This is a genomic window from Bacteroidales bacterium, assembly GCA_013314715.1.
Lineage (GTDB): Bacteria > Bacteroidota > Bacteroidia > Bacteroidales > GWA2-32-17 > Ch61.
This window is the reverse complement of record JABUFC010000008.1, coordinates 21,661-42,314: the sequence shown is the minus strand read 5'-3', so window position 1 is coordinate 42,314 and position 20,654 is coordinate 21,661. Positions and strand designations below refer to the sequence as shown.

Sequence of the window (20,654 nt, the reverse complement as noted above, 5' to 3'; positions counted from 1 at the left end):
CATAATTTTTTTATATACTTGATAAATATTTTTTTTGCTGTATTTTTGTTCAAAAAATTAGATTATGAAACATAAAAAGTCAAAAATTCTTTTAATAATGAGCCTTTGCTTATATACGCACTTAACTATTGCTCAAAACAAAACAGGCTGCGTATCTGGCAATTGCAATACAGGAAAAGGAACATATTATTTTACAGATGGCAGTATTTATGTTGGAGAATTTGTAAATAACCATATGGAAGGCTTTGGAAAACTTACCGATAGCAGAGGAAATATATATACTGGTTACTTTAAAAATGACAAATACGAAGGCATTGGTAAATTTGAACGCACTGACGGAACAAAATACATTGGCGAATTTAAAGAAGGAAAACGCAACGGACTTGGTACACAATGGTATTCTGCAACATATAAGGAAAAAGGCAAATGGGAAAACGACCGATTCATAGAAGAAGCTAATTTTGATGATTTTAAAATTGAAGAACCCTACTCATTTTGTAATACATTACTAGAATTGCTTAATGCTGCCGGCAACTACTTTGAAACCGTCAAAGGCGAAAAAGTAAGTACTTATATTCAAGACGAATTTTATTGCACCCTTCCCATTAAAGAATTAACAACGGTTTCTATTCATCAAGCAAAAGGATACGCTGGTTCTTATTTTAAGGGAACAAAAAGCGAAGCTCAACAAAAATTTGAAGAACTAAATAAAATGGTTAAAGATTGCCTAAATGAAGGTTGTTTCAAAGCACAACTACAACTCAACAATGGAATTAACGATAAATTTTACGAATATACATTATTAAGTGCCAATTCTACATGCAATACAAATAGCATAGGCACAAAAATCATTGTAAAATTAAGCATTATACAAAATGCCGGAAACGTAACCCTTGAAATAATCCCTAAAAAAGAATAAAAACGTAAAATTGAAATAGAATATTTTGGTAATCAAATAAATATTATTATTTTTACGTCCTTTTTTTAAAAACACCGTTTTTCACATGAAAGAGCTTATTGAATTAGAATTTGTATTACCAGTTTCGCCCAAATTATTGTATCAACTTATTTCAACCGAAGAAGGACTATCGAAATGGTTTGCCGACCGTGTTATTATTCAAAACGAAAACATTAGTTTTTATTGGTCTAAACAACGGGCTGATGCAAAAATACTGGCTCAAAAAGAATGTAAATTTATTAAATATGCTTGGAATGAAGATATTGAAGAAAAAAACAATTTTTTCTTTGAAATATCAATCATTTCAACTAACGAAAATACTACAACCATAAAAATTACTGATTTTTCGGAACCAGATGAAAAAAACGAAAATATTATGTTATGGAATACCCATATCGACAAACTCAAGAGAGCCATGGGCATCAATCAATAATAGTATTAAGTCGTTTTACTCATCCTTAACTTTTATTTACCGTTGCAATAATTAAAAAAATTATTGACCTTTGTAGTCAATAATAATGATTTTTATGCTGCATATCAAACGGCTTCATCTATACATGATAAAATCATATATAGGACCATTTATTTTTACATTTCTTATCGCCGTTTTTGTCTTACTCATGCAGTTTTTATGGAAATACATTGACGAATTTGTTGGCAAAGGAATAGCATGGAACATTATGGTCGAACTGTTTTCATATGCTTCCATCAATTTTATCCCCATGGCATTACCTTTAGCTATTTTACTTTCATCTATCATGACGTTTGGCAATTTAGGCGAATATTTTGAACTTACAGCCATGAAAGCATCGGGCATTTCACTCTACAGAATAATGTACCCACTTATTATGTTTGTTGTAATACTTAGCATTGCTGCATTTTTATTTTCTAATTATGTCTTACCTGTTGCCAACCTTAAATTTTACTCTTTACTATTTGATGTCCGAAGTCAGCGTCCCGAAATTATCATTAAACCAGGCGTTTTTTATAATGGTATTGACAATTACAGCATTCGTGTTAGCAGCAAAAACAAAAAAAATAACATGTTATACAACGTAATAATATACGATCACTCCAACCTAAGAGGAAATACCAGCACATTAATTGCAGATTCTGGAAAATTCGCTCTCTCACCCAATAAAGACTTTTTACTAATAGAACTTTACCACGGAAAAAAATATGAAGAACTCGTCGAAAATCCTCAGCAGTGGACAAAAACATTTCCTCATCAATACCAAATGTTCGACGAACAAAAAGCAAAAATTGCTCTTTCAGGATTTACTTTTACACGATCAGACGAAAGCTTATTTAAAGAACATTATCGCATGTTAAATATTGTTCAATTATCTGAAACAGAAGACTCACTCCGCAAAGAATACGAAAAATTTAAACAAAACTATAAAATAAATGTATGCCAACAAGCTTTTTTTAGAAATTCATATCATGATACCATAAATAAGCTTAAAGATACGCTAAATATTTCTTTAAAAGAAATTTTTAACCGCTTAAGTAAATCAGAACAGCAGCAAATTATTGAAATGGCTTTAACCACTGCACGCAATCAGCAAGCATTTATTCAAACTACTGCCGATGAAGATGATTCTAAACGTAGTTGGATAGTAAAACATCAAATTGAATTTCATCAAAAATTTACCTTGGCATTTGCATGCTTGGTTTTATTTTTTATTGGAGCTCCCCTTGGAGCAATTATTCGTCGTGGTGGTTTAGGTATGCCCGTTGTAGTGTCGGTTTTATTTTTTATTCTTTATTACATCCTTTCATTATCGGGTGAAAAATTTGCAAAAGAATTGGTTTTGCCTGCTTGGCAAGGAATATGGCTGTCATCGGCCATTCTTTTCCCTATTGGCATACTACTTACCTATAATGCTATGACCGACTCAAATTTGATCCCTATTCAAAAATGGATAAATGCCCTTTATTCTTTTATTGACCGGTTAAAAAAACATCGTTCATGAACATTCTTATTTTACATAATAAAGTTCCATTTCCTCCCAAAGATGGGGGTGCTATTGCGGTTTGGAATTCTGCATTAGAAATGGCTCGTCAAAATCACCACGTTATCTTACTATGCATGAATACGCCTAAACATTACATTCCACATAATCAAATACCAACATCTATACACCCAAATTTAAATATCATTCCTATAGATGTTGATACTACAATTAAACCCTTTTCTTTAATTTTTAATTTTATTTTTTCTTCTAAACCTTATCATCAAGTGCGTTTTCGGTCAACCGCTTTTGAACACAAAATAAAAGAATTATTTCAACAACAAACATTCGATATTGTTCTTTACGAAGGGTTATTTGTACTTCCATATATTCGATGTATAAAAAAAATTGCACAAACATTTCACGTTTTTAGAGCACACAATATAGAAAGCGAAATTTGGCAACGTATTGCTTTAAACGAAACCAATCTTTTAAAAAAAAATTACATAAAAAATTTATCAAATAGAATATATAAGCTCGAAAAATCAATCATCAATGAAGTCGACTTATTACTAACTCTCACCAAACGCGATGAAGAACAATTTATATTACTCGGATATAAAAAACTACACCACGTATCACAAGCTGGAATTGACTTAAGCAACATACAAGTCAATCGTTTTAACATCAATCATCCAAGCTTATTCTTTATTGGAGCCTTAGATTGGCTCCCCAATCAAGAAGGACTCTTATGGTTTTTAAGACATATCTGGAATAATATTCATCAACAATATCCTTCATTACAATTTGAAATAGCTGGCCGTAATGCCCCTTATTGGCTTATACGCAAATTACAAGAATATCCTAACATTATTTTTTACGGAGAAATTGACAATTCACACAATTTTATGAAAGAACGAGCCATTATGGTTGTGCCACTTTTTTCTGGAAGTGGTATGCGTATTAAAATTATCGAAGGCATGGCATTAGGAAAAAGCATTGTCACAACATCTATTGGCACCGAAGGAATAAATACAACACATAACAAAAATATTTTAATAGCCGATACCGCCGAAAATTTTCAAGCCGAAATTATTAAACTTATTGAAAACAAAGACTTTTTCGACAAAATTGGTATTTTTGCCCAACAATTTATTCATCAAGAATATAATATTGAACATATTATTCGCAATACTATTCAATACATAGAAAAAGCTATAACTTTATAAGATAAATATCATAAAAATAATTCAAAAGCTTCTATTACCTTTGTACAAATAATTTTATCATGGTTCCATCAGAATTTAAATTCAATACCATCGAAGAAGCCCTTCAGGATTTACGCGACGGTAAGCTTATCATTGTAGTGGACGACGAAGACCGCGAAAACGAAGGCGATTTTATTGCTGCCGCCGAAAAAGTTACTCCTACCATGGTCAATTTCATGACCAAATATGGTAGAGGGCTGCTTTGTGTTGCTCTAACCGAAAAACGCTGCGAAGAACTCGATCTTACTATGATGGTTTCTGCTAATACTTCTTTACACGAGACAGCATTCACCATATCGGTTGACTTAATCGGTAATGGCTGCACAACAGGTATTTCTGCCGAAGACCGTGCAAAAACCATTAACGCCCTTGTCGATCCAAACACAAAAAAAGAAGACCTTGCTCGACCCGGACATATCTTCCCACTAAAAGCCAAAGACAAAGGTGTACTTCGCCGCGCCGGTCATACCGAAGCCACAATCGACCTCACTCGCCTCGCCGGACTTAAAGAAGGTGGTGCACTTATCGAAATTATGAGCGAAGATGGTACTATGGCACGCGTGCCAGAACTCATGGAAATTAGTAAAAAATTTGGTATAAAAATAATCACCATAGCCGACCTTATTAAATACCGTTTAGAACACGATAGCCTTATCAAAAGAGGTGAGCGAGTTAAACTACCAACCGAATATGGCACCTTTGAACTCATTCCTTATCTACAAATATCGAATGGTTTAGAACACGTAGCCTTAGTTAAAGGCACTTTTAACGAAAACGAACCTGTGTTAGTAAGAGTACATTCATCATGCGTAACCGGTGATATTTTTGGCAGTTATCGCTGCGATTGTGGACCCCAACTCCACGAAGCTATGCGTATGATTGAAAAAGAAGGAAAAGGAGCCATTATTTACCTTAATCAAGAAGGTAGAGGCATTGGGTTATTCCATAAAATCGAAGCATACAAACTCCAAGAACAAGGACTCGATACTGTCGAAGCAAATGTACACCTTGGATTTCAACCCGACGAACGCGACTATGGCGTAGGTGCTCAAATACTCCGCGATTTAGGCATTCGCAAAATGCGACTCATAACTAATAATCCCAAAAAAAGAGCAGGACTCGAAGGTTTTGGACTGGAAATAGTTGAAAATGTTCCCTTAGTAATACCACCCAATCCATATAATATCAACTACCTTACAACCAAGAAAAACAAAATGGGACACAAACTGCCCTCTTTTGATATTCATAAAAAAGACTAATATTATTATACTCAGAAATGATAAACTAATTATTAAATTGTTTATTTATACTTTTTTTAAGTTTAGTTGTATCTTTAAAATTTAAATTATCGTATAATTGGAAAAAAAAATGATAGGTAGATTGCTGATATTATTGGGATTATTATTTTTTTTAAATGCTCATGCTCAAAATTGTTCACCCATTGTTCCTTCTCTTACAGTTGATTTATCTACTAATTCTGATACAACTTGGATTAGTCCATCCATTCAACGCTTAGGTCTTTGTTGTAATTCATCAGATCCTGATGTATGCGTTGAATTTGTCATTTACCTAAACCCAGAAAGCCAAGGTATTTTATTTAACATTTATTCCGGAGCTGTTCCAGGTGGTTCTATGTTTTATCAGATAAATTGCGGACCACCTGTTGCTGTTGGACAACCTATCTGTCTTAATGGCTACGGACCCCATATTTTAACTTTTTGCAAACCTGGAAATAACACCAACCAATATAGTATTACTTCCATTCCTGCACCATCTGTATCTGGTAATATCACATTAAATGAAGGTTGCATTGGCACCATATCAACGACAGGTTTAAACCCATCGTCAATAACCATTAATTCCATTTATCCTGGAAATTTTGGAGCTTATAATCATTTTTTATCTTGCCCTTCCGGATGCGAAAGTTCACAAGTTATTGCAACAACCAATTATCCACCGTATGTTGATTATCAAGTTTGTGGAATCATTGAAAGCAATTGTTCTACCATTCCATTTTGCGATACTGTAAGAATTACATTTAATCCTACCCTTAATGTTCAAATTCAACCTAATCCTGCCATTTTATGCTTTGGAACTAATTCTTTAACATTAACAGCAATCGGGTCTGGAGGAACACCACCATATAGTTATACATGGAATACCGGTCAAATGACTCAAAATATTAATGTAGGAGTAGGAAGCTATACTGTTATTTTAGAAGATGCAAGCAACTGCCCTCCGGTTTCAACAAACATTACGGTTTCCTCATATCCTAGCCCCATTCAGGTTAATGCCGGTAACGACCAAAATGTTTGTATTTCATCATCATCTGTTCAATTAAATGGAACTGTTATATCCGCTGCGGGTGGAATATGGAGTGGTGGAAATGGAATATTTCTGCCATCTAATCAGGTATTAAATCCGGTATATTTCCCTACTGCAAGCGAAATCAATAATGGATACGTTAATTTGATATTAACCTCTACTGGAAATGGCTCTTGTCCCGCCGTTTCTGATACAGTCAGAATTAATTTTTTGCCATTTACCGGTAATGTTCAATTTATTAACCAACCTGCTAGTTGCTATCAAGCTGCCGATGGAAACATACAAGTAAATATTAGTGGAGGAAACCCACCTTATTCATATTTATGGAGTAATTCAAACACGTCAAATTATATCTCCGGGTTAGCAGCCGGAAATTATACTGTAACCATCACCGATGGGATAGGTTGTAGCCTTGTTCAATCAACATCGATTGCACAACCACCACAATTACAGGCATTTGCAACTACAAATCCAACGAGTTGTTATGGTGGGAATAATGGCAATGCAATTGTCAACATTGTTGGTGGAACTCCAGGTTATCTTGTTCAATGGTCAAATGGCGCCGTTGGGAATAATGTCTCTAATTTATCTCCTGGAAATTTTAGTTTTACCGTTACCGATAGTAAAGGCTGTACATTTTCAAATAATATTACCATAAATCAACCAGACAGTTTAACAATTCAAGCCTCAACACAAAATCCTCTTTGTGCTCAGTCAAATACTGGTTCTATACAATTAAATGTTACTGGTGGTACACCACCTTATACGTATAATTGGCAACCCTCTAATTATAATGGAGCAAATATACAAAACCTCAATTCCGGTTATTATACTGTAACTATCACAGATAACAAAGGATGCATAAAAACTACAACCATTCAATTAACCGATCCACCACAGCTAAATGCAACTGTTACAACTTCAAATCCTACATGCTATGGTTCTACAAACGGTTCTGCTATAGTAAATGCCCAAGGAGGAACTCCACCATATATTTATGTATGGTCTCCATATGGAGGGAACCAGTCCAGTGCAAACAATCTTGTAGCAGGAAATTATTCTGTAACTGTTTATGATGCCAATGGATGTGCTTTTGTTTATAATTTTCAATTAACCTCTCCTCCTCCATTAACTTCTAGTATCAACTGGACTCATAATGTAAGTTGCTATGGCGGCAATGATGGTTCTGCTAGCATTTCTGTTTTAGGTGGTACTCCTCCATATAACTATACATGGCAACCATACGGAGGAAATACAAGTATTGGAAGCAATCTTGCAGCAGGAAATTATCTTGTTTCTATAACAGATGGTAATAATTGTATTATTCAGCAAAATGTAAATATAACTCAGCCATCTTTGCCATTAACTGTTCAATTATTTAACACAAACATTTCATGTAATGGCGGAAATAACGGAAACATTAATTCTGTTGTTTCCGGAGGTACACCACCATATACTTATACATGGAATATTCCATCCATTAACTCTCCTTCATTAAGTAATGTTACTGCCGGTAATTATGCTATTACTATTACAGACAATAATGGATGCACAGCGACATCCTTTGCAACACTGAGCGAACCTGATGCCATTAATATTTCTACATCTTCAGTAGCTTCATTATGTGGAAATTCAACAGGATCTGCCTCAGCAACTGTTTCAGGAGGGAATCCTCCCTATACTTACAACTGGTTTCCGGGAAATTATACAAATTCAACCATTAATAATATCTCTTCAGGAGTTTATAACGTAACCGTTACGGACGCTATGAATTGTAGCAATAGTGCTTCAGTTTTAGTCAATGATATAGGTTCGCCCACCATAACCATTTCTTCCATTTCCAATGTATCTTGCTTTGGAGGGAACAATGGAAGTATCAGTGTAAATGCAAGCGGTGGAGCCCCCCCTTATAACTATAGCTGGTATCCTTATGGAGGTTCATCTTCAACTGCCACTGGACTATCTGCAGGAATTTTTAATATATCAGTAATAGATGCTAACGGATGCATTGCTACACAAACAGCAGAGATTACTCAACCCTCAGCTATTCAGTTAGCCAGTAATAAAACAGATGCTTCATGTAACGGCTCATCCAATGGACAAGCAAATGTTTTTGCTCAAGGTGGAACACCTCCTTATACATACTTCTGGCAACCAGGCAACTACACTTTACAAACCATTACCAATTTAACCCCAGGAATATACAATGTTACTGTTACCGATGCAAATAATTGTACCGAACAAACTTTCGTGCAAATAAACCAACCACAAATTTTACAGGCTCAAGTGTTATCTGCTAAAAACGTAAGTTGTTACAACGGAAATGATGGTAGTATTTCCATTCAAACAAATGGAGGCACCCCACCTTATAATTATCTTTGGTCGCCAACAAACTATACTTCTTCACAAATCAATAATTTATCTTCAGGAACTCATACCGTGTATATTACAGATTCAAAAGGATGTGCAATAAGTTTATCTATTATTCTTACTCAGCCAACTCCCATGAGCATTTTTTTAACAAAGAACGATGCTAATTGCTATCATAGTAGCGATGCCAGTGTTATAGCTTTCTGCTCGGGAGGAGTTCCTCCTTATTCTTATTTATGGAATCCGGGCGGTGGAAATACTCAAACTTACTCAAATCTTTTAGCTGCGACTTATTATGTTACTGTGACTGATAGTTTAGGTTGTAATATTTCTAGCAGCATCCAGGTCAATCAGCCAACACCAATTATACCTATCATCCTTCAAAAAGAAAATGTTCACTGTTATGGTGCTAATGATGGTATGATTTTACTTGGTGCCAATGGTGGCACACCTCCTTATACTTATCACTGGAACACCAACCAAACATCTCCTTCAATTTCAAATTTATCACCGGGAACTTATTCGTGTACCATTTCTGATAGTCACAACTGTAGTGCTACTATTAGTATTGATATTAGTGGTCCGATAGAGCCACTCACCATTAATGCCACTTCTAGTCCTACAAATTGCAACAACAGTACAGATGGTATTGTTTCAGTTACAGCTAGCGGGGGAACGACACCCTATACTTATATATGGATTCCATCGGGTGCAACAACACCTACTGTTAGCAATCTTCCTTCAGGAAATTATACTGTTTCGGTTTTTGATGCCAATCAATGTGTTGCATCTGAAAATATTCAAATAAATTCTCCTACTCCTCTCAGTGGGAATATTCAAGTTATAAGAAATGTAGATTGTAATGGTTCTTCTACCGGTGAAATTTCGGCAATTGTTCAGGGCGGAACGCCACCTTACTCCTTTTCTTGGAATACAGTTCCACAGCAAAACACACAAACAGCTACCAATGTTTATGCAGGGAGCTACAATGTAACGATTACAGATGCAAATGCCTGTTCAGTTGTTTTAAACGGAACCATTACCCAGCCACAACCTTTGACTGGAGTTATAAGTACTAATAATCCAACGTGTTATAATGGAAACAATGGATATGCATGGGTAACAGTAACAGGAGGCACACCTCCTTATAATTATACATGGAACACAATGCCTACACAAACTAGCTTCTTTGCTAACAATTTAACTAAGGGAATTTACTACGTAAGCGTTGAAGATGCATTAGGTTGTCAATGGATTGACTCATGCAGTCTTTCAAACCCAACTCAAGTAATCACTACGATAACAGATACTTTAATTATTTGTCAGGGTGAAAGTGCTACATTGAGCGCTTCAGCTATCGGCGGAAGTGGTAATTATTTTTACTATTGGAATAACAATCTTTTTGGCCAAACCATAACCGTTTCACCTCCGCATTCAAGTTCTTATATCGTTATTGCTTTCGATAGTCTTGGTTGCGAAGGAATTCCAGATACTTGCAATTTAGTTGTAAAGGAGTTTTACCCTCAAAATGTTCATCTTTTTGCAAATAGCCCTATCTGTCCAGGGAATAGTTCACTAATTTATGTAACATCTTCTGCTAATCATTATGACACGTTATATTACGCTTGGAGTAATGGTTTAGGACCAGGTCCGGGAGCATTTATAATTGTACCCAGTCAACCCACAACCTATTATGTTACTGTAAGCAATAGTTGTGATATTCATATTGTTGATTCTATAACTGTTTTATTTAAAACTCCACCTCAGATTAATTTTTATTCGGATGTATTTCAAGGATGTGTTCCCGTTACAATAAATTTCACAGACAGCTCAACTACTCCATATGATTATATTAACAGATGGTTATGGAATTTTGGAGATGGAAATACATCCACTGTTCAAAACCCGACTCATACTTTTACTACACCCGGAACGTATTATGTCAGTCTGGAAGTTGAAACCAATATGGGTTGTATAAATGATAACAACCAAAATCCATTGCCTGTTTATATCTTCGAAAATCCTACTGCCAACTTTACTACTAACAAAGATATATATTACCTCCCTAACGACCCGGTTGTTTGCACCAACCTCAGTAATGGAGCAGTAGCTTATTTTTGGGATTTTGGCGATGGTAATTCATCTACTAATCCCAATCCTTTGCATTATTATGATAATTTTGGCAGCTATACCATTATGTTAGTAGCAACTAATATGTATCAATGTACCGATACCGCCTATAAAAACATATCTGTTAGTGGCGACATCGTTTTTCCAAATGCTTTTACTCCCGATCCTAACGGTCCTAATGGAGGCTATTATTCCGAAACAGATTATTCAAACCATATATTCTTCCCTGTATCAAAAGGAGTTGCTGAATTCAATATGCAAATATTTAACCGCTGGGGCGAATTAATTTTCGAAACGAATGATATTAAAATTGGTTGGGATGGTTATTACAAAGGGAAATTATGTCAACAAGATGTTTATGTTTATCAAGCCAAAGCTCGGTTTATTGATGGACGCAAAATAGAAAAGAAAGGAGATGTATTGCTAATACGATGAAAAAGTTTTTTACATATGGATTTATTTTTTTTAGCACCCTGCGTCTAATCGCTCAAGATATTCATTTTACACAATTCCAGTCTGCCCCACTCTATTTGAATCCAGCTTTTGCAGGTGCAAACAGCGATTCACGACTTTCTATGATTTACCGTAACCAATGGTGGAACATTCCAGGAACATACAACAGTTTTTTAGTCTCATACGATCAGTATTTTTTTGATTTCAGAAGTGCCGTTGGAATCATTTTAGCCTCAGACAATGCAGGTTCAATGAATTTTGGAAATAAATTTATTGGAATCGATTATGCTTATGATTATAAATTTGACCGCTATTGGACTATAAGCTCCGGAATAAAAGCAGTTTATGGTTATCGTTCATTAACATTCGACAAGCTCATTTTTGGCGACCAATTATTAAGAGGCGCATCCACTAGTATTCAAACAATTTTACCTGAACGACAATCGTATTTAGATATATCATGGGGCACATTATTATACTCAAACAATCACTTTATTGGAATAACCATTGACCATCTAAACAGACCCAATCAATCTTATCTCGGTTATGAGAGCCGATTACCCATAAAATATTCTATTCATGCAGCTAAAACATTTTATATTTTCGAACATGGCGGTTCTGGCAAAAAAACTGATAAACCAGTAATTATAGGACTTTTTCAGTATAAATTCCAAGCAAAATTTGATCAATTGGATATAGGTGCTATTTATAAAACACCCAACTATTTTGCAGGTATCTATTATAGAGGTATTCCAATGTTAAAACATTATAAAGCTGGTTATCCTAATAACGATGCCCTATGTTTTCTTGCTGGCATTCATTTTAAAACCTTCGACATTGCATATAGCTACGATGCAACTATTTCGTGGTTAACTTATAAAACGGGAGGAAGCAATGAAATTTCTTTAACGTATCAGTTTTACAATCCTCATAAAGCTAAAAAGCATCGTTCAAAAATAATTCCTTGTGCAAAGTTTTAGAAAAATAAATTATATATAAAACATAAAGGCTACCCGTTTTTGAGTAGCCTTTATTTCTATCGTATCACTGTTACGGGACCAGTTTTTTCGTGGATATAACCTGTATCTTTTTCTTTAACTTTAACATACCAAGTATAGGTACCAACAGGAACAATTTTGCTTACATCATTCATGTAACCACCATTCCAACCGCCCGGTTCCCACTGTAATTGCGTAGCCGATAAAGACATTACCTCGCTTGGTGTTAAATTAGTAGCTGGTGGAAATACTCGGGTTTCAAAAACCATTTGTCCCCAACGATCGAAAATAGCCAAATAATAATCGCTCGAATCAATTCCTAAACCGCGAGGGTAGAAATATGCGTTACCATTTCCACTTCCGGGTGTAAACGCAGTAGGTACCCATAAAGTAAATACTTCGTTTACTTTTAAAGCATGGATAGCAGTATCTGCACAACCCTCACCATTTCGAGCAATCAGAAGAATTTCATATATACCAGGTTGTGTATAGGTATGCATTGGATTCATTTGTCCGGCAGCCACACTACCATCTCCAAAATTCCATATAAGTTGATTACTAGCATCGGTTTGAGCAGCAAACCAAACATCACCATTAATAGCTGATATGTTTTCTGTTGGACTATAAGTAAAATCAACCTGAGGATAAGGGAATACCTGCACTAAGTTATTATAAATTTGTGTAGTTTGACAACCAAACGAAGAAGTAAGCACTAATGTAACATCATAATTCCCTTGTATCCCGTACAGATGCGATGTTACACTATCTTGTGATGTATTTAATAAGCCCGAAGACGGATCACCAAAATTCCAAGAGTAAGTAACGGGTTGTGAAGCAGGATCAACCAAACAATCGAAATTAGCTAATAAAGGCACACAACCTTTTTGGAAACGTGGATGACGAATAATATGAGGAGGCTCTTGTACAAAAATTGTCATTGAAGCAGTGGCAGGTGGAGTACCACAAGCATCGTGAACCTCAACTGTATAAGTAGTTGTATCACTAGGAGTTACTAAATTTGGATTCCCATTTCCAATGTTCCATATATAAGTATAAGGAGGTTTACCGCCTTGTGCATTTACTTGAATAGGATACATATCGCCCGAACAAATAACTACATCGTTAGAAATAGTTGCTGTAATAGGCGGATAAACATATACTGTAACACTTCCAGGTATAGACGAAGCACAACCATTGGCATCATATACATTTACAAAATAATTGGTAGTAGAATCAGGTGAGACTAATTGAACTTGAGAATTTGGGTTGGTTAAATCGGGTCCTGTCCATGTGAAAGTATAAGGTGGAGTTCCACCTGAAGCATTTGCAGTTATATTAACACTGTAATTACCCATACATATTGTATCACTTCCATTGGCATAGACAATAATTGGGTTAGGTTGATTTATGGTAACGCTGTTTGCTATACTGCAACCATTATTATCGGTAACAGTTACACTATAAGTTCCTGCTCCTAAATTTACTGCTTGGTTAGTTGTTTGGCCATTACTCCACTGATATGAGTATGGAGCTAATCCACCATTAACTGTTGCTGTAGCAGTTCCATCAAAGCTGCCATAACATAATGCATCTGTTTTACTAAAGCTTATTTGCTCTGGTGGATATATTTCACTAACAGGAACAGGAGTTACCTGTGTACAGCCATTTGCATCAGTTATTATCAACTGATAAATTCCACTAGCTAAATCGGTTACATGATTGGTTGTCATATTTCCTGGCGACCATAAATAAGTATACGAGGGAACTCCTCCTGTAATAGAATCTATAGTTGCAGTTCCATTATTATCGCCACAATGGGCTGGGGTTGACGATGTATAAACAACGATGGGATCGGGTTGATTAATGGTAAAGCTAGCAGTATTTGAACAGTTCCAACTATCAGTAACTACAACCGTGTATGTACCGGCAGGCATATTTGCTATAACCGAAGTGGTACCAAAGGCAGGAGGTTGCCATACATATTGATATACAGGTGTTCCACCACTTACGGAGATGGATACTATTCCACTGTTTCCACCATTACATAAAACATCAGTAGTAGTTCCATTAATTGTAATAGCGGGAGGCTCATTTATAGTAACTGTATTTACTGAAGTACACCCTCTCGCATCTACAGCTACAACAGAATAAGTTCCAGCACATAAACCAGTTGCACTTGAGCCCGTCTGCCCAATACCTAACCACGAATAAGTATAAGGAGGAGTACCACCACCCGCTAAAATACTAGCCGTACCAATACATTCACCATAACAATGGTTATGAGTGGTTCCACTAACTACGGAAACAAATTGCGTGGGTTCTTGCACTACAACATTACCAGCAGTTATACAACCATTAGCATCCTGAACAGTAACATAATAAGTTCCACCTGCTAAACCTGTAATAGTATCACCATTCATGCCATTGTTCCAAGTTGTTATATATGGTGGAGCAGGAGGATTTGATGGAGTATAACTAACAATGGCTACTCCATCGGCAAAACCTGCACAAGAAACAGGACTTGAAACAACCGAAGTTATACTAGGTCCTGTTAAATTTTGAATCGAAATTTGTTGTGTTGCTGTACACCCATTTTGGTCAATTAGGGTTACCGTGTGATTTCCAGCTGGCATACCCGTTTCATGAACTGAGTTTCCTCCTGTTGACCATTGTATGCTATAACCCGTTGTCCCACCTTGGAAACTTATGGTTGCCTCTCCATTGGACTGTCCACAAGTTGCTGGCACTATACTAACTACATCTATTTGCAACAATGGCGGACCGATAACCGTAACATTTCCTGAAATAGTGCAACCATTATGATCGGTAACGGTAACACCATAATTACCCGGACATAAATTATTTAATGATGAAGTTACCGCTCCATTTGACCATAAATAACTATATGGAACTTGTCCACCCGATACATTGGCTTGAATAGTTCCGTTGCAAAATTGATAACATGTTTCATCTGTTTTAATTAAATTTAGTTGTAATGCTGGAGGTTGATTTATCACAACATTAGTAGTAATGTAACATCCATTAGCATCAGTAACGGTTAAAAAATACGTTTCAGCTGGTAAATTACCAATATTTTGATTGGTAGAAGCATAAGTTCCAATCGAATTTGTCCATTGGTAACTATAAGGAGGAGTACCACCACCCACATTAACTGAAATGGTTCCATTATTTGCTTGGTAACAAGGGATGTCGGTACTAGTAATATTATTAAATACCATTGGATTGGGACCAGTAACATTAACAGGAATGCTAACAGTACAGCCATGTGCATCGGTAACTGTACAAGAATAACTACCCGAAGCTAAATTAAATGCAGTAGAGGTTGTTTGTCCACCTGTATTTGCCGACCATTGATATGTATAAGGTACTGTACCACCAGCAGGGACAACAGAAGCAGTTCCATCATGTGCCCCCGAACAAGATTCCGGTGTTGAGTTAGGGACTAACGACAAAATAGCTGGCTCAACTACACCTGTACTTCCAGTTACGGTACAACCATTCGCATCGGTAATCGTTACGGTTAACATACCACTACATATACCTCCTGTTGATGCAGTAGTCGGAGAATTGCCACCAAAAGGAGAACCACCTGTCCACTGGTAAGTATAAGGCGTTGTTCCACCCGAAACAATAACACTTGCTGTACCGTTACAATCTCCATTACAAGCTGGCGATGTACTAGAGATATTTACTATTTGAAGAGGTGTTGGCTGAGTAATAGTAACATTTGCTGTACTTACACATCCAGCAGCATCAGTAACGCTAAATGTATATGATCCTGAACATAAGCTTGTTGCTGTTTGACTTGTTTGACCATTGCTCCAAGCATATATAAATGGAGGTGTTCCTCCAGTAACTTGACCCGTTGCAACACCATTGCACAAACCATTACATGTAATATTTGTAAATGACGATATACTTGCTTGAGGTCCGCTTATATTAGAAACTGTAAAACTTCCCGTTGCTGTACAACCTTTAACATCTGTTACCGTTACATTATAAACACCTGCAGGAATATTAGTTAAATCTTCTGTTGTTCCACCATTCGACCAATTAAACGTAAACGGGAAAGCTCCATTAGTAACAGTTAAATCCAAAGCACCATTGGATTGATTACAATTAGCATCAGTAGAAACAGCCGAAAGTGTTATTGGAGGAATAGAACTAATAGTTCTTGATCCTGTTGCAGAACAACCATGACTGTCAGTTACTGTTACAGTGTAAGTGCCACTACATAAATTGTCATTATTGGCCACAAAAACACTATTACTCCAATTATATGAATAAGGCAAAGTTCCTCCTGTTGGAGTTACATCTATGCTACCATTACAAGCACCAAAACAAAGGATATCATTCACATTAAATGATAAAATTAAAGGATCTGGTGATTTAACATCGGCAGTCGCTGTAGCTGTACAACCGGCTGCATCAGTTACAGTAACAGTATAAATAGCAGCACATAAACCCGATATTGAGGACGAAGTTGCTCCATTTGACCACAAGTAGTTGTAGGGCAATGTACCACCCGACATAGACACTGAAGTCGACCCGTCACAAACACCACTACAAGAAGTGTAGTTTAAAGAAGCTATCGTTGCAGTGCCACCCGGAATATTTCCTACTACCGTATTAGCGACTGCAGTACATCCATTAGCATCTGTTACAGTTACAGTATAACTACCAGTAACTATTCCAGAAATATTTTGTACTGTTTGACCACTATTCCAATTATAATTATATGGCGGTGTTCCTCCACTTGCCGATGCTGAAGCAGAGCCATCGTTTTGGTTACAATGAGCCGAAATCGAACTAGCACTTGCTGTTAACGTTGTAGGTTGAGTTATATTTACAGAAGTTACAGCCGAACAATTATTGGCATCGCGTACTGTAACATTATAGGTTCCTGCACATAAACCGGTTGCCGTTGCAGAAGTTTGTGTATTTGACCATAAATAGGTATAAGGCGAAGTTCCACCTCCTCCCACAACATTGGCCGATCCATTGCACGATCCATTACACAATGCATTTGATACAACGGAAGCAATTGCTGTAACTGCAGAAGGTTGTGTAATTGTAACGGTTGAGGTTGAGGTACAACCATTGGCATCGGTTACAGTAACAACATAACTACCAGCAGCAAGATTAGTTGCAGTTGCCGTTGTTTGATTTCCAGCAGAAGCAGGCCACAAATAACCGTAGGGTAAATTGCCACCGGTTCCCGTTGCAGTTGCCGTACCATTATTACCTCCATTGCAACTAACATTGGTTTGCGAAGCAATAGAAGCAACCACACCTGCTAAATTACCAACAGTAACATTCCCTACTATGGTACAACCATTAACATCGGTAGCCGTTACAGTATAACTACCAGGCAGTAAATTATTTGCTGTTTGAGTAGTTTGACTACCTGCAGCTGCATTCCATTGGTACGTATATCCGGGCGTTCCTCCAGAAACATTAATAGTAGCACTTCCATCGTTATGTCCACAATGTGCGCTAACTGAAGTAGTACTTTGAGCAAGAGCTGAAGGAGCAGTTAAATTTACAGATGTTACTGCACTACAACCTAAATTATCGGTAACCGTTACTGAAGTTGAACCTGTACAAAGATTACTAACACTATTTGAAGTCGAAGCTGTTCCTAATGTTTGTGAACCATTCGACCAATAATAATTATATGGAGGTGTTGTAGTAACTGTTAATGAAACGGTAGCTGTTCCATTACATTGTCCATTACATAGAGGGTTGGTACTTGCCGTAATAGTTGCAGTTGGTGCTCCCGAACTAGCAACATTAACGATTGTTGTTTTGCTGCAACCGTTTGCATCCGTTACAGTTACAGTATACGCCCCTGCTCCTAAACCATTAATAGTATTAGAGGTAGCTGTTGTATTATTCGTTGTTGAACCGTTTGACCAAGCATAATTGTAATTGGGCGTTCCACCTGAAGTTATTGTTACAGTAGCTGAACCATTGTTTGCTCCGCATGTTGCATCCACTTTTGAGGTAGATAAAACCATAGCAGGTGGATCAGTTAAAACAACGTTAGCTGTTTGAGTACAACCTGGCGAAGCTTGGTCAGTAACTGTTACGGTATAAGTTCCAGCACATAAACCATTTATAGACGCTGTGTTTCCAGAATTACTCCACAAATAACTAAATGGTCCTATACCACCGGTAACCGAAACATTTGCAGTTCCATTACAAGTTCCATTACAAGTAGGATTTGTTCGTGTAGTCGTTAATGTGAGTGCTGCAGGCTGAGTTATATTTACTGAAGCAGTCCCTTTACAACCATATGTATCGGTAACGGTAACGGTATAAGTCCCCGGACACAATGATGATATGGTTTGCGAGGTAGGTCCGGTATTCCAGCTGTAAGAATATGATCCACTTCCACCACTTCCCGAAGCTATAGCACTCCCATTACAAGCCCCAAAACATGTAACATTAGTAGGAGTAATGTTAGCAGTAGGATTTGGATAAACGGTAATTATTTGAGAATAAGTCGCGGTACAAGAACCTTGAGTAACGGTTTGGGTTACAGTATAAGTTCCTGGTGTACTCCATGTTATGCCCGTTGGATTTTGAGCTGTAGATGTAGAAGGGCTTCCACTAGGGAAAGTCCATGAATACGTTGCTCCCGATGAAGTACCTGTATTGGTAAAATTATAACTATTGCCTGTAACACATTGATTGCCATTATATGTAAAACCTGCTTGTGGATTCACAAATGTAATAGCTACTTGGTCGGAACAAGTAACTCCAGCGGTAGTCGTTACATTCCAAGTTAAAGTATATGTCCCTGGTGATGATGCTGTAACCGTTGATGTTGGCGAAGCAATATTGCTGAAAGTTAACCCTGGTACATTTGACCATTGATAAGCGCTATATCCCGCCCCACCTGTTGCACCTAATGTTGCTGACAATCCACATACCGTTTGATCTGGACCAGCATTGGCAGTACATGTATTACATGCAGGTGGTGCTGTATAATTTACAGTAAAATTACACGAAGGTGCATTACTAAATTGAGCTGTAATTGTATGTGCCGCTCCATTGGCAGTAATACCTGAAATAGTATAATTTATCGGACTGGTAAAAGGTGCATTAAACGTTTGACTTTGTCCGGCATTATCAGTAATAGTAAGCGTACCCGTGGTAGGTTGCCCATTAAATGTAATAGTACCTGAAACAGAATATGTGTTAGTAGCCGAATTACAAGCCGAAGGCGTGGCCGTTAAGTTTGTTATATCGCAAGTTACAATACTACAGTCTGTAGCTCCTGTACCACTTGTTTGAGAAAAAATACAATTACCAACACAGTTTGCGTAATTAGTAATACAAAGCAAATAATATTGACCTACCAAAGCATTAGAAATATCTAAAACTTCTGTTGCCGCACCACTATAAGCACAATCAACCATATTGCCACTAGGTGCTGAATAATTTCCTCCACAACCTGAAGTGTTAGTTGTTAAATCACTTGGAGAACAAGTTAAAGAGCTAAATGGTCCCCATGCAGCATAGTCAATATCACCACAAGTACTTGAAATAGTAATACCAATGGGTCCGGATTGAGAAATTCTTAAATAATACCAAACGGGGTTTGGGGTAGCACATAAACAACCATATTGTGGTCCTGTTTCTGCACTTCCATTATTGGTTTGCATTGGAAAATTATAGGTAGTACCAGTACAAAAAGGGTCGGCATGAGCACAATCTGCTCCTCCACCACCTCCTCCACTACCTCCTCCCGTTGCACTCCACGAAAGTGTCATACAAGTTGAGTTATTAGCACAACTATATTGACTCAATAACAAAGTTACTGTTCCAGTAAAAGTAGCAGTCCAAGTTATTGTTGATTGAGTTCCACACCCATCATCGTTGTTTGCTAATACAGTTCCACTGCCGCAAGTTCCACCCTGAAATAAAGTTAACTGTGTATCAAAATCTGAATCACCACAGGTTTGCCATGTATATGTAACTCCCGATGTTACACTATAATAAGAATATTCCCCACCATATACACAAGAACTAACCGTTAATGTTTGTCCTGGAGTAATCGTTTGTAAAGCAGAAGGATAATTTGAATTGCAATTGCTGCATTGAGAAAATGCATCAATAAATCCAAAAATGGTAAATATAACAAGTAGTAATAAATATTTTTTCATGA

At 36.8% G+C, this 20,654-nt stretch carries 8 protein-coding genes; 7 read left to right on the top strand and 1 reads right to left on the bottom strand.

Going from position 1 to position 20,654, the window contains the following annotated elements:
- Positions 1-64 precede the first annotated feature (64 nt).
- The 7 genes from HPY79_03100 (at position 65) to HPY79_03070 (ending at position 12,439) form a co-directional block, all read left to right on the top strand.
- A complete protein-coding gene (locus HPY79_03100) occupies positions 65-919 on the top strand; it encodes a hypothetical protein (protein ID NSW44800.1) in 855 nt (284 codons plus the stop codon).
- Between the two features lie 85 nt (positions 920-1,004).
- Positions 1,005-1,391: an SRPBCC domain-containing protein gene (locus HPY79_03095; GenBank protein NSW44799.1), complete on the top strand. Its 387-nt coding sequence runs from the start codon at positions 1,005-1,007 to the stop codon at positions 1,389-1,391.
- A 124-nt stretch (positions 1,392-1,515) separates the two neighbouring features.
- Entirely contained in the window at positions 1,516-2,934 is a 1,419-nt protein-coding gene (locus HPY79_03090) for a YjgP/YjgQ family permease (GenBank protein NSW44798.1), read from the top strand.
- Positions 2,931-4,142 (top strand): glycosyltransferase, encoded by a 1,212-nt coding sequence (locus HPY79_03085; GenBank protein ID NSW44797.1) that lies wholly within the window; start codon positions 2,931-2,933, stop codon positions 4,140-4,142. The genes HPY79_03090 and HPY79_03085 overlap by 4 nt, the downstream gene beginning before the upstream one ends.
- Positions 4,143-4,201: 59 nt before the next feature.
- A complete protein-coding gene (locus HPY79_03080) occupies positions 4,202-5,440 on the top strand; it encodes a bifunctional 3,4-dihydroxy-2-butanone-4-phosphate synthase/GTP cyclohydrolase II (GenBank protein NSW44796.1) in 1,239 nt (412 codons plus the stop codon).
- A 109-nt stretch (positions 5,441-5,549) separates the two neighbouring features.
- Positions 5,550-11,441 (top strand): PKD domain-containing protein, encoded by a 5,892-nt coding sequence (locus HPY79_03075; protein NSW44795.1) that lies wholly within the window; start codon positions 5,550-5,552, stop codon positions 11,439-11,441.
- Entirely contained in the window at positions 11,438-12,439 is a 1,002-nt protein-coding gene (locus HPY79_03070) for a PorP/SprF family type IX secretion system membrane protein (protein ID NSW44794.1), read from the top strand. Before HPY79_03075 ends, HPY79_03070 begins: the two co-directional genes overlap by 4 nt.
- 56 nt (positions 12,440-12,495) lie before the next feature.
- Here HPY79_03070 and HPY79_03065 read toward each other — a convergent pair whose 3' ends face one another.
- Complete coding sequence (locus HPY79_03065) at positions 12,496-20,652, bottom strand: PKD domain-containing protein (GenBank protein NSW44793.1); 8,157 nt, start codon at positions 20,650-20,652, stop codon at positions 12,496-12,498.
- Positions 20,653-20,654 lie beyond the last annotated feature (2 nt).